General features: G+C 50.9%; 11 protein-coding genes. 5 read left to right on the top strand and 6 right to left on the bottom strand.

Annotated features, from left to right (window positions below; genetic code table 11):
• Window positions 1–132: 132 nt before the first annotated feature.
• Complete coding sequence (locus DXV75_RS07015; RefSeq protein WP_115592684.1) at window positions 133–627, bottom strand: DUF1993 family protein; 495 nt, start codon at window positions 625–627, stop codon at window positions 133–135.
• A 15-nt stretch (window positions 628–642) separates the two neighbouring features.
• Entirely contained in the window at window positions 643–1,566 is a 924-nt protein-coding gene (locus DXV75_RS07010; RefSeq protein ID WP_115592683.1) for a DUF808 domain-containing protein, read from the bottom strand.
• Window positions 1,567–2,149: 583 nt separating this feature from the next.
• Here DXV75_RS07010 and glnK point away from each other — a divergent pair.
• Window positions 2,150–2,488, top strand: a complete 339-nt coding sequence (glnK, locus tag DXV75_RS07005) for a P-II family nitrogen regulator (protein WP_115592682.1) — start codon at window positions 2,150–2,152, stop codon at window positions 2,486–2,488.
• A 32-nt stretch (window positions 2,489–2,520) separates the two neighbouring features.
• Window positions 2,521–3,768 (top strand): ammonium transporter, encoded by a 1,248-nt coding sequence (locus tag DXV75_RS07000; RefSeq protein WP_115592681.1) that lies wholly within the window; start codon window positions 2,521–2,523, stop codon window positions 3,766–3,768.
• A 243-nt stretch (window positions 3,769–4,011) separates the two neighbouring features.
• Here DXV75_RS07000 and DXV75_RS06995 read toward each other — a convergent pair whose 3' ends face one another.
• Window positions 4,012–4,848, bottom strand: coding sequence for a glycosyltransferase family 2 protein (locus DXV75_RS06995; RefSeq protein ID WP_115592680.1), 837 nt, complete (start codon window positions 4,846–4,848; stop codon window positions 4,012–4,014).
• A 340-nt stretch (window positions 4,849–5,188) separates the two neighbouring features.
• On the opposite strand from DXV75_RS06995, the gene ggt reads away from it, so the two are divergent.
• Complete coding sequence (gene ggt, locus DXV75_RS06990) at window positions 5,189–6,874, top strand: gamma-glutamyltransferase (RefSeq protein ID WP_115592679.1); 1,686 nt, start codon at window positions 5,189–5,191, stop codon at window positions 6,872–6,874.
• A gap of 76 nt (window positions 6,875–6,950) precedes the next feature.
• Window positions 6,951–7,868 carry a Dyp-type peroxidase gene (locus DXV75_RS06985; protein WP_115592678.1) on the top strand — a complete coding sequence of 306 codons (918 nt, stop codon included), beginning with the start codon at window positions 6,951–6,953 and terminating at the stop codon, window positions 7,866–7,868.
• Here DXV75_RS06985 and DXV75_RS06980 read toward each other — a convergent pair.
• The 3 genes from DXV75_RS06980 to DXV75_RS06970 are packed head-to-tail and all read right to left on the bottom strand — an operon-like array spanning window position 7,865 to window position 11,282.
• Window positions 7,865–8,956, bottom strand: a complete 1,092-nt coding sequence (locus DXV75_RS06980) for an adenylate/guanylate cyclase domain-containing protein (RefSeq protein WP_115592677.1) — start codon at window positions 8,954–8,956, stop codon at window positions 7,865–7,867. The two genes, DXV75_RS06985 and DXV75_RS06980, sit on opposite strands and share 4 nt — an antisense overlap.
• 27 nt (window positions 8,957–8,983) lie before the next feature.
• Window positions 8,984–10,264 carry a glutamate-1-semialdehyde 2,1-aminomutase gene (gene hemL, locus DXV75_RS06975; protein ID WP_115592676.1) on the bottom strand — a complete coding sequence of 427 codons (1,281 nt, stop codon included), beginning with the start codon at window positions 10,262–10,264 and terminating at the stop codon, window positions 8,984–8,986.
• Window positions 10,257–11,282, bottom strand: coding sequence for an aspartate carbamoyltransferase (locus DXV75_RS06970; RefSeq protein ID WP_115592675.1), 1,026 nt, complete (start codon window positions 11,280–11,282; stop codon window positions 10,257–10,259). Before DXV75_RS06970 ends, hemL begins: the two co-directional genes overlap by 8 nt.
• 367 nt (window positions 11,283–11,649) lie before the next feature.
• Here DXV75_RS06970 and DXV75_RS06965 point away from each other — a divergent pair, with 367 nt between their 5' ends.
• Entirely contained in the window at window positions 11,650–12,333 is a 684-nt protein-coding gene (locus DXV75_RS06965) for a DUF2982 domain-containing protein (protein ID WP_115592674.1), read from the top strand.
• Window positions 12,334–12,336 lie beyond the last annotated feature (3 nt).

The raw sequence follows: 12,336 nt of genomic DNA, 5'->3' as shown, positions 1-12,336 counted from the left end.
AGGCGACTCTCCCAGGCATCGTGCCTTTTTTCCAAAAATGGATGGGTAATAGTATTCCTTACATACCCGGGTTGAATTGTTATAGCGTTTTATTGCCTCTGCGACAATGGCCGCATCACACTTCGTATTCGACTACTGCGAACCATTGCCAAACTGAAAGTGTGCCGGGTAACGGTGGTAACCGTCAAAGTCGCTTTTACCTAATGGAACGCCCGAGGCACGGGCAATGGCGTACACCATGCTGATATGAAAAATAAAATTCGGCACGATGTAGTGAAAAACATACTCGCTTTGTGGCAGGCTGACCTCAGTAAAGCCGGCTTTATCCGTGATCAGGATCGAGTCGTCCAGCGATGCTACATTGGCGCAGCTTTCCAGTATCTGAATGGTTGCCTGAATCTGCCGACATATGTCCTGTTTTGCTGCGGTATCAGAGTCCAGGTTTGGAATGGGTTCGCCAATCAGAGGGCAATAGCCCCTGAGAGCAAAATTGGCTGCAACCCTGGCATTGACCGCCAGGGAGAACATGTCATCACTCAACGATTTCGGAAAGTGATTTTGATTAATTTTAGCCAGCATTCTGTCTAACTGATTCAGATAGTGCAGAAAAACGCCTTTCACCTGCATAGTTGGCGCTTATGCCTAATTGGCCGCATGCCGAAAACGATTGGCTACCGACATTACCCCAACCAGTAGCGTCCCGGCAATAAAACCGAAAATACCATCAATGATAACAGGCAGTACGCTGACCAGCGCAGGCGCTAACTGGGTTAGTGACTCACTAAAATGGTGCAGCAGAGGAATGTTGTGAGTAAGAATCCCGCCACCAACCAGAAACATGGCAATGGTGCCCAGAATTGCCAGGGTTTTCATCAGCAGGGGGGCGGTGATAAGCAAGCCCCGGCCCAAAGTGCGTTGGAGACGGTTCCAAGAGCCACTGACAGACTTTCTTAGCAGGTAAAGGCCTGCGTCATCCATTTTAACAATGCCTGCCACAATGCCGTAGACTCCGGCAGTGATCGCAACGCTCACAGCGCTGAGCACCCCGAGTTGGGTGAGTAGGTCGGTTTCTTGTACGGTGCCGAGCACTATCACAATAATTTCAGCAGAAAGTATAAAATCGGTGCGAATGGCACCTTTTATTTTTTCTTTTTCCAGTGCCACCATATCAACGTTTTCAGTGGCCAGATTGTTCAGCCTGATTTCTCGGGTGTGCTCGTCATCCGGTGGCGGTATAAAACGGTGCAAAACCTTTTCGGCGCCTTCAAAGCACAGGTAAAGGCCGCCAATAACCAGCAAGACCAGAATTAATATGGGTACAAAGGCACTAATCAGCAAGGCCGCTGGCACCAGTATGAGCTTGTTGAGAAATGAGCCTTTGGCAACGGCCCAGACTACCGGGAGTTCCCTTTCGGCGCGAACTCCCTGAACCTGATCCGCGTTGAGGGCCAGATCATCTCCCAGTACCCCTGCCGTTTTTTTTGCAGCCACTTTTGACATGGTCGCGATGTCATCCAGCAAAGTGGCAATGTCGTCGAATAAGGCGAGTAAATTGGCTGCGGCCACAATTAAATGTCCTTTATTAATTTATACCAGCATAAATGTTAAGGCCGTTATATGCCAAGCCGCTAACGCATACAAGTTCATTGTGTGATAGCGGTCGACACAGTATTTTGAGCTGAGCTCTTTTCTGTGCGGATCGGGTTGGTTTTTCGTTTGTGCTGGTTGATGCAGAGATCGAGATGCTGGCTTAATGATCAGAAATAACCCTGTTGAGTGTATCGCAATAGACCAAAACCAGCCGTGTAATGCTCTGGTTCTGCGGTTGGGGCTTTTTTGGGCTTCAGGCCACGGGTTAGGCACAATATCTGCGCAAATCCCTGCCCTGGTACGTTCACGGTCTCTTAATTTTCTATTAGCTTCCATTAACTTACATCACTATTAATGCAATGAATGCGATCATGGCACCGAAGCGGTGCAAAAAATGCTCAGTGCACGAAATTGGTGCGACAAATTGTGACGAAATTTTAACTAAATGGATTAAATCTTTGATTTTTATTGGTTTAAATTTGTGGCACAGCTCTTGTGTTAGTGGTGGGCAAGACACTCGATGCACAATATAACCAACTACCTATTGGGAGTAACACACATGAAATTAGTCACAGCAATCATCAAGCCTTTCAAGCTGGATGATGTTCGTGAAGCCATTTCCGAAATCGGTATTGACGGTTTGACCGTCACCGAAGTGAAAGGTTTCGGACGTCAAAAAGGACACACAGAACTCTACCGCGGAGCGGAATACCAGGTGGATTTCCTGCCTAAGGTCAAACTGGAAATTGCGGTTCAGGATGATCAGGTTGAACGTCTGGTGGAAGCCATCGTAGGTGCAGCCAAAACTGGCAAAATCGGCGACGGTAAAGTGTTTGTTTACGATCTTGAACACGCGGTCCGTATCCGGACTGGTGAAGCAGATGGTGACGCGCTGTAAGGCACTACGAGAATTTTGCGGAGATAAGCACAATGGAAATAACTTTTGAACTTGGGTATGCGTTAGATACCTTTTACTTTTTGATCTGCGGCGCACTGGTAATGTGGATGGCTGCGGGTTTTGCCATGCTCGAAGCCGGTTTGGTTCGCGCAAAAAACACCACTGAAATTCTGACCAAAAACATCGCGTTGTACGCGATTGCCTGTACCATGTACATGATCTGCGGTTACAGCATCATGTACGGTGGTGGCGACTTCACACTGTTCCTGGACGGCATCGTTGCTGACGGAGCCACTGGCGTAGCTGAAGAGCCTGCTACTTATGCTCCATCGGCAGATTTCTTCTTCCAGGTTGTGTTCGTAGCAACTGCAATGTCCATCGTTTCAGGTGCTGTTGCTGAGCGTATGAAGCTTTGGGCGTTCTTGTTGTTCGCAGTTGTCATGACCGGTTTCATCTACCCAATGGAAGGTGCATGGACCTGGGGCGGCGAAGCTGTTTTTGGTATGTACACTCTGGGTGACCTGGGTTTCTCTGACTTTGCCGGTTCCGGTATTGTTCACATGGCTGGTGCCGCTGCTGCTTTGGCTGGTGTGCTGGTACTTGGCCCACGTAAAGGCAAATACACTGCTGACGGTAAGGTAATCGCCATTCCTGGTGCAAACCTGCCTCTGGCAACTTTGGGTACTTTTATCCTGTGGATGGGTTGGTTCGGCTTTAACGGTGGTTCTGTTCTGGCTACTGCTACCGTTGAGAGTGCTAACGCTGTTGCTGTGGTATTCATGAACACCAATGCGGCTGCCGCTGGCGGTTGTATCGCTGCTCTGGTACTTGCCCGTGTTATGTTCGGTAAAGCTGACCTGACTATGGCACTGAACGGTGCTCTGGCTGGTCTGGTTGCTATCACTGCAGAACCTTCCTATCCTACTCCTCTGACAGCGACTCTGTTCGGTGCTCTGGGTGGTGTACTGGTAGTATTCAGCATTGTTGCTCTGGACAAACTGAAAATTGACGATCCAGTAGGCGCAATCTCTGTGCACGGAACTGTTGGTCTGTTAGGTCTTATCCTGGTTCCTTTCACCAACGACGGTTCCAGCCTGAGCGGCCAGCTTATCGGTGCCCTGACTATCTTCGGATGGGTATTCGTGGTGAGCCTGGTAGTTTGGCTGGCAATTAAAGCCATCATCGGTGTTCGTGTTAGCGAAGAAGAAGAGTTTGATGGTGTGGACATCAGCGAGTGTGGTCTGGAAGCCTATCCTGACTTTACTGGCGGTCGTTCTTAATCGAACCCTGACTGAACTCGGAGCAGGCAAATAAAACAACAGCAATAATGCCTGACTCACTTACCTTAAGCCCCGCTTTGCCGGGGCTTTTTTCGTTGTCTGGATTGTGGTGATAGCTGCATATTGAGCCAGGAACCTGATGATCCCGGTTGGCTTTAAGGCTTTTCCGGCTCAGGGGATTTGAAGTGCTGATTATCTACTGAATTGTGTTCCGGGCGTTCAGAGTGGCGTGGTCGGCAACGGTTATTCTTCAGGCTGGCAGGCCGCAAGCTCCTGCTGGGTGGGCATACGCTTTACCCTCAGCCCGGTGTGAGGATAATCGTCATTGATAAGCCCGGCAGTGACCAATTCCCTGAGCCAGCTTTCCATCGGGTAGTTTCCCCATTTTTGCTTAAATCGTGCTGCGTTGTTAACAATGTCACACAAATGCAGAATGGCAGGGTTGAGTTTTCCGGCATCGGGATATAGCACCACCGATGCTGTTTTGATTAGAGTAAGACCGCTTTGGCTACAGCGCATTGCAAAGTCAATGTCACCAACACCTATCCCGCTGAACTCCTCATCAAACCCTCCGATGGTGTGATAGTCCCGCTTGTGAATGGCGAAGGCCATTGTCCGGAAGTAAGTAAAGGAAACTGGTGTATCCGTGGGCGCAGTTGCATGGCCTGGCACCAGCTTGGGGGTGTGCTGTAATTCCTGTTCGGGCAAACATTCTTTTGTCGACGCAAGATAGTGTACATTGGGGCACACTACCTGCCCCACAGTCAACTTGTTGAGTAACTCGTCGAACAGGTGGGAAGGGATCTGACAATCCACCTCCAAATAGATAATTCGAGTCGCGCTACAACAATCAAACCCTTTATTACGCGCACGACTGACGGGCAAATGTTCGTTGGCTACAAATTTGTGTTTGATGGTGAAGTGAGGTGAGGTGAGTAATGATTCGGAACAGGGTGAACCCATCCACACGACTATTACTTCCAGGGGAAGTAAACGGGATTTTTCAATCTCCCGGATGAGCCTAGACAGCGCTTGGGTTCGTTTGTGAACGATGGTCACGATACTGAATTGATTTTCCATATCATACTCTGTGTCCACGCCAGTTAGGCAGCATTGTATTACCGGCAAACGGCTCCGGTTGAATCAAAAAACCGGGTAGCTCAACGGAATAGCAAGCTGACCAAAAACAGCGAGATTTAACATGGTATGCCTTTACCATGCTTAGTTTTCACGCACCAGTATAGCCCAGTTCACAGATGGCCTGGCAATCGCTGATTGACTGATCGGACTTGAGGAGCAGAATTTTTTCGGCTCAAACGCAGCTTTCTGCTGGCCTTCAGTTAGCAAGAGTGTGCCGAAACAGGAACGACCTGCCTATACTTATTTTATCTAGGGGGCGGGCAGTTAAGGGGGGAGGTAAATGAAATTTGGCTTGCTGGGGATTTTTCTGAGCTGCTGGGTTGTGTATGGGCATGCGTATGATCGTATCACGGGCTCGCCATTTGCAAGCCGATCGGAAGTGATTGCACAGCATGGTATGGCGGCGACCAGTCAGCCTCTGGCTACCCAGGTTGCGCTGGATATTCTTAAGCAGGGTGGAACAGCGGTGGACGCGGCAATTGCAGCAAATGCCATGCTTGGCCTGGTGGAGCCAACCGGGTGTGGTATCGGTGGCGATTTGTTTGCGATGGTGTGGGACGCCGAACAAAAAACACTGATTGGGCTGAATGCATCAGGACGCTCTCCAAAAGCACTGAAAAAGTCGGATTTCACGCAGCAGGGGCTGGCAAACATCCCGTCATTCGGTGCTCTGCCTGTGTCGGTACCGGGCGCTGTTGATGGCTGGTTTATGCTGCACGAAAGGTTTGGATCTTTGCCGATGTCCAAGCTTCTCTCACCGGCAATCGGTTACGCTCGGAACGGCTTTCCGGTATCTGAGCTGATTGCCCACTACTGGCAGGTAAATGCTGAGCGCCTGGGAGATTATGACGGATTTTCTGAGATTTTTTTGCCTGATGGAAAAACACCGCGTAAGGGCGATATATTCAAAAATCCCGCCTTGGCTACCACCTACGAAAAAATTGCTACCGGTGGGCGAGATGCTTTTTACAAAGGAGATATTGCCCGCAGCATTGCTGCGTATATGAAGCAGCAGGGTGGCTTTTTAGACTATCAGGATTTGGCAACACATACTTCCGAGTGGGTCGCGCCGGTTTCCAGCAATTACAGAGGGTTTGATGTCTGGGAATTGCCTCCCAATGGGCAGGGGATTGCGGCGTTGCAAATCCTGAATATTCTGGAGCGCTACGATATTGAAGGGATGGGGTACGGTTCGGCAGACTACGTTCATACTTTTGTTGAGGCTAAAAAGCTGGCTTTTGCAGACAGGGCAAAATTTTATGCAGACCCGGCGTTCAATGACATTCCGGTTGAGAGGCTGATCTCAAAACAATACGCCGCTACCCGCCAGGCACTAATTAACCCGGACAAGGCAGCAAAAAATGTGGACGCCGGAATTCATGAAGGAGACACCATATACCTTACTGTGGCAGACAAGCATGGCAACATGGTGTCTTTAATACAGAGTAATTATCGAGGCATGGGCTCAGGCATGACCCCACCTGGTCTGGGGTTTGTTCTGCAAAACAGGGGGCAGCTGTTTACCATGGAAGAGGGGCACTTCAACGAATATGAACCGGGAAAGCGCCCTTTTCATACAATTATTCCCGCTTTTGTTACCCGTAACAATGAACCCTGGTTGAGCTTTGGCGTGATGGGCGGTGATACCCAGCCCCAGATGCATGCCCAGATCGTTGTGAACCTGATAGATTTTGGGATGACTCTGCAGGAGGCTGGCGACGCGCCACGGATAGTGCACAGCGGCTCCAGCAGCCCTACCGGTGAGCTGATGACGAGCGGCGGCACAGTAGCGCTTGAATCCGGGTTTGATGACACTGTGCAACGAGAGTTGATAAAACGCGGTCATGTATTGCAACCCAAAGTAGGAATTTTCGGTGGATATCAGGCGATTAGGTGGGACAGCGTCCGTAAAACCTATATTGGTGCATCAGAAAGCCGAAGTGATGGACAAGCTGCCGGTTATTAGGTCAAACTGAATACAGAGACCTTTTTACTCACATACCGAATAACAATAGCCGTACAGGCCAGTGGATAGAAAAAGCATGACTCAACCACAAAAAGGGGTATGCGCTGAACCAAATTTGCACGCACAGTACCTGTTTCTGAACGTAGTAGACGACGATACCCAGGCTGTTCGCGCCAAATTGGCCAGAGTACTGGACATTTTCGATCATTACGAAAATGAGCATTACGAGGCTATGGTAACCGGTATGATTGCGGTCGGCAGTGGGTTTTGGACTGAGTTGTACCCCGGCCCTATCCCAGTTGAGCTGGCCCCTTTTCCTGATATGCAGTGTGAGGATCGGAGCGCTCCGGTTACCCCCTGCGATCTGTTTATTCAGATCCGCGCCGACCGACTGGATATCTGTCATGCAATTGGTATGGAAGTCATGGAGTTGTTGCGCCTGCACGTTGAACTGGTTGAGCAGGTGCGCGGATTCCGTTACCTGGACGGCCGAGACCTGAATGGTTACCTGTACGCACCCAACAACCCCCGGGGTATGAAACGAAGGGATGTGGCAGTGGTAACGGATGAAGAACCGGAATTTCAGGGAGGCAGTTATGTGCATGTGCAGAGATTCCGGCACGACCTGAGGCGCTGGTTTAGTCTCGCGACCCGTCAGCAGGAACAGATCATGGGTACCACCCGCGAGCACAATCTTCCCAGTCCGGAGCAATCTGCTTCCTCTCATTGTGTTCGGGCCAGCGCGGTGGCTCAGGGAGATGAACTGCCTGGTTTGCTCAAGCAGGGTATGCCGTATGGTGATTTGGCCTTGCAGGGTTTGATGTTTGTGAGTTGCGCCAGCAGTGCACAACCGTTCAAAGCAATGTTACACAGCCAGATATTTGGTACCGGAGACGGTGATTATGACCGATGGCTGGATTATACCTGTGCTGAAACCGGGGCTGCTTTCTTTGCCCCGGCCATTGGCTTTATCCGTCAGCAGGCCCAGTATTAAAGGGTGCGTAATGCACCGTCCCAGTTGGCATCCAAAGCCGTGTCGCGTAAATTCCGACAAACCTGCAGGTGATGCTGTGGTAACGGGTCCTGAGGGTTCTGAGACAGAGCCCGTTCAAAAAATTCTATTGCACCATCCCAGTCCTGATTTCGCCGGCAATCCAATCCGGCACGGATATCGGGCTCTACGGCCTGACGCATTTGCTGTTCCTGTTCAGAAAGATGGCTCAGTATTTCGTAAATCTCAATCGGGGCCTGTCGCCCTTTCACCCTGACCCAGTCAAGCAGACGAGTCTGAACGTCGAAATCATTTCCGATGGTTTCAAGTACCTTGGCACTGACAATGATGTCGGCGCTGTATTTGGGAGCCAATGCTTCAAGACGGTAGGCGATATTAACGCTGTCACCAATAACCGTTGTGTCCATGCGATCATCAGAGCCGACGGTGCCGATAATAACCGGCCCGAAGTGTACGCCTATACCGATGTTGATCGCCTTGTACCCACTGTTCCTGCGGTGTTCGTTATAGATATCCAGCGCTTTGCGCAGATCCAGTGCTGCCTGCAGGGCATCCGTGGCTTTATCCTTATGGGTTCCGCCGGGGTGGTCGAACAAAGCCATGATGGCGTCACCGATGAACTTGTCGATAAAACCACGGTTTTGGTGAATGGGGGCGTTCATGCGTAAGAAATAGGAGTTGAGAAAGTTCATCAATTCCTGCGGCCTCATCCTTTCAGACAGGCCGGTAAACCCCCGAATGTCGCAGAACAGAATGGCTACATCGTCTTCGTCGGCCCGCCCAAGCTCCAATGTGTCACTGCCATGTTTGGCAAAATGCTCGACAAACTGCCGCGGCACGAATTTCTGGAAAGTCTGGCTCAGTCGCATCGCTTCGTCGGCACGCTCCTGGAACCTGCGCTGCTTTTCGGCTTCGGAGACGCTGACTGGCAATTGGAGACCGCCCGAAACAGCGGGCCCTTCGGTTATTGAGGATTGCTGGCGCTCGCGCAGGTACAGGAAGGTTACAACCATCCCGTAAAGGCAGGCCAGTACCAACAGAATCAGCAATAATCCAATGCCATCTAACACGTAGTGCTTACTTCCATACTGCTTGCGTTACAACGAGCGCAGAACACGTTCCGCTGCATCCAAAGTCTGAGAAATTATCTCACTGGAGTGTGCTTTGGAAACAAACCCGGCTTCATAGGAGGCTGGTGCCAGATACACTCCTTCGTCCAGCATACCATGATAAAAGCGCTTGAACTGTTCGGTATTGCAATTTATTGCCTGCTGATAGTTGGTCACTTTTCCGATGTCGGTAAAGAACAGGCCGAACATGCTTCCTGCCACATTGACAGACATCGGGATGCCGTGGCGCGTCGCAATGTCGGCAAAGCCGTTGGCCAGAGTCTCGGTGTTGGCGAAAATGGACTCATACAAGCCCTGGTCTGACAACTGCTCCAGTGCTGCCAGCCCGGCAGCCATGGCAACCGGATTACCGGACAGGGTTCCGGCCTGGTAGATGGGGCCAGTGGGGGCAATGTGGGTAAGAATTTCCCGCTTGCCACCAAATGCTCCTACAGGCATGCCGCCGCCGATGACCTTACCCAGACAGGTCAGATCCGGAGTGATCTTATAGCGTTCCTGGGCACCACCACGTGAAACCCGGAACCCAGTCATCACCTCGTCAAAAATCAGAACACTGCCATATTCGTCGCAGATGGCCCGTAATCCTTCAAGAAACCCTTCAACCGGAGGAATACAGTTCATATTGCCGGCAACGGGTTCGACGATGATGCAGGCGATGTCATCACCGTGAGCTGCAAAAATTTCTTTCACACTGTCGAGATTATTGAATTCTACGGTCAGAGTGTGGCGAGCAAAGTCCTCGGGTACGCCTGGTGAACTGGGCACGCCCAGCGTGAGTGCACCAGAGCCGGCTTTCACCAGCAAGGCGTCGGCATGGCCGTGGTAACAGCCTTCGAATTTCACCAGTTTGTTACGGCCTGTGTAACCGCGGGCAAGACGTATGGCAGACATGGTGGCTTCGGTACCAGAGTTGACCATGCGCACCATTTCCATTGACGGAACCAGTTCACGGACCTTTTCGGCCATGATGACTTCCGCTTCTGTCGGAGCCCCAAAACTCAATCCACTCTGAGCCGCATCGATTACCGCATTGCGGATTCGATCATTGTTGTGCCCCAGTACCATCGGACCCCAGGACTGCACGTAGTCGATGTACTGTTTGCCGTCCACATCCCAGATGTAAGGCCCATCGGCCTTACTGATAAAGCGTGGTGTTCCGCCGACCGCTTTGAACGCACGCACGGGGGAGTTCACGCCACCAGGTATGCTGAGTTGGGCGCGGGCAAACAATTGTTGCGATTTATCCATGAATTTCACTTCTCTTTTGGCTGTACCAAATGACATCCCGCTCGTATTTCGAGACCAGATCTTCGACGCCCAGTGTCAATGCAAATAATGCCATTCTAACCAGAACACCATTGTCGGTCTGTCTGAATATGGCCAGATTGGGGTTGAGATTGAGGTCGTTGTCCAGTTCGTTGGCCTCCATCCGTGAATCTCTTGGCAGCGGATGCATGATCACGGTTTTGGACTGGAAGTGGCGGGTGTATATGGCCTGGTTGAGTCGAAAGCGGCCGCGATATTTATTGGCTTCTTCCTGAGATGGAAAGCGTTCTTCCTGAATGCGGGTCTGATAACAGATGTCTGCATCCATATTGCCTTCCAGTTGTTCGGTAATGGTCAGGCGATGGCCGGCATTTTCGATGATGTCGATAATGTAGTCGGGCATGGCCAGTTCTTGTGGTGAAATAAGCGTAAAATGAATGTTCTTGTACAAACACAGCAACTTGGAAAGGGAGTGTACGGTGCGCCCGTAACGCAGATCGCCGATCATGGCGATGTGCAGGCCGTCCACACCTTTACCGTTGTATTCCAACTCACGCTTGATGGTGAACAGGTCAAGCAGCGCCTGGGTCGGGTGTTCGTTGGCACCGTCTCCGCCATTAATCACCGGAACCCGGCTGCCTTCTGCAAATTCAGAGACAGAACCGGCGGAAGGGTGGCGCATGGCAATAATGTCGGAATAGCCGCTGAGTACCCGGGCGGTGTCGTACAATGATTCCCCTTTTGCCAGTGCAGAAGATTGCATGCCGGTGGTCTCACGCACTTCCCCGCCAAGCAGATTAAACGCGGTACCAAAGCTTACGCGGGTACGGGTGCTTGGCTCAAAAAACAGGTTGCCCAGTATGGCACCATCCAGCACAGTAGTGCGTTTTTGTCGCTTAGCGTAGGGCTGCATTGACGCTGCAACGGAAAAAATTTTGTCAATAGCATCGCGGTCGAACTGATTGACCGAAAGGATGTGATTGCCGGTAAATTCTGACATGAGGCACTCTTAATCACTGTAAACCTGAGTATTTTAGCAAATGCTTGAACGCCTGTAGAGCTTTGTGAGCTGGAATTATTTAGATGAGAGTGACTACCGATGCGCACCGGTAAAACACAAGCAAGAATCATTGGTCTTGAAGCGTTCCGCAGACGCTACGCTTCATTACAGAGAATAGGCTTGCGGGTATAAATTGAGGTAAACTGCCAAGCCTGCCATAACGTAAATAGTAGTAGCATGTATCAGTCGAACAAATCTGCCAAAGTGTTCACCGCACTGTTAGCAAGGTGGAAGACAGACTGCCAGCAATGCAGACGTATGCGCCTGTATGTGCTGTGGGCAATTATTATGTTAACCGTGTATTTATATGTCTGGAACTGAAGCTCAAAATATCTATATCAAGGCCAATAGCAAACGCAACGGTATTGCAACCCTGCTGGTTGGGCTGGCCGGGTTGACAGCATCGGCTATCTGGATTGCCTCGGTGCCGCAATGGCTGGTGCTGGCAGGTATCTTTCTGACCAGTGCATCAATTGTTGCCATCCTGGTGGGCTGGTTTAAGTTGCGTGAACCCGACTACAGCATTGAGCTGTCGCCGGAAGCAATTCGGTACTGTCACAGGCTGGGGAACTGGCGGATAGACTGGAGTAACCTTCAGCGTTTTGATTGCCCCCGGGTGCGTCAAGGTCTGGACTTTAACGAACTGGATGCGATTGGCTTCAAGCTGAAAGACTACGCTCCCTTTATACAGAGTGTCTCCCCTCGCTTGGCAACTCACCTGTTGATGGAGCAGCGGCCACTGTTGCTGCAAAATCGAGATGAAAGCTGTGCAACCGGCACCTGTTTTGGAAACGAATTTCTGGACGACAGCCGTTATGTTCTGGAAAACGGCGAAGTACTTACCGGTGTGAGGGCCATGCTGGCCAATCGGATGGCCCAGCTGCGTAAGCAACTGGGATTTGATGTGTTTTTAAGCTCGGTTGAACTGGACCGTGCCCCTGGTGATTTTGTCCAGCTGCTTAAAGACTGCGAACAAAGCCGCCCCCGATAATGG

The sequence above is a fragment of the Alteromonas aestuariivivens genome, from assembly GCF_003367475.1.
Taxonomy (GTDB): Bacteria; Pseudomonadota; Gammaproteobacteria; order Enterobacterales; family Alteromonadaceae; genus Alteromonas; species Alteromonas aestuariivivens.
The sequence above is the reverse complement of the archived record's forward strand: the minus strand, read 5'-3'. Positions and strand labels throughout refer to the sequence as shown.

Coding starts and splice junctions, on each gene's coding strand:
- DXV75_RS06970 (WP_115592675.1), bottom strand. CDS start 11,282: ATGTCAGAATTTACCGGCAATCACATCCTTTCGGTCAATCAGTTCGAC.
- DXV75_RS06965 (WP_115592674.1), top strand. CDS start 11,650: ATGTCTGGAACTGAAGCTCAAAATATCTATATCAAGGCCAATAGCAAA.
- DXV75_RS07000 (WP_115592681.1), top strand. CDS start 2,521: ATGGAAATAACTTTTGAACTTGGGTATGCGTTAGATACCTTTTACTTT.
- ggt (WP_115592679.1), top strand. CDS start 5,189: ATGAAATTTGGCTTGCTGGGGATTTTTCTGAGCTGCTGGGTTGTGTAT.
- DXV75_RS07015 (WP_115592684.1), bottom strand. CDS start 627: ATGCAGGTGAAAGGCGTTTTTCTGCACTATCTGAATCAGTTAGACAGA.
- hemL (WP_115592676.1), bottom strand. CDS start 10,264: ATGGATAAATCGCAACAATTGTTTGCCCGCGCCCAACTCAGCATACCT.
- DXV75_RS06995 (WP_115592680.1), bottom strand. CDS start 4,848: ATGGAAAATCAATTCAGTATCGTGACCATCGTTCACAAACGAACCCAA.
- glnK (WP_115592682.1), top strand. CDS start 2,150: ATGAAATTAGTCACAGCAATCATCAAGCCTTTCAAGCTGGATGATGTT.
- DXV75_RS06985 (WP_115592678.1), top strand. CDS start 6,951: ATGACTCAACCACAAAAAGGGGTATGCGCTGAACCAAATTTGCACGCA.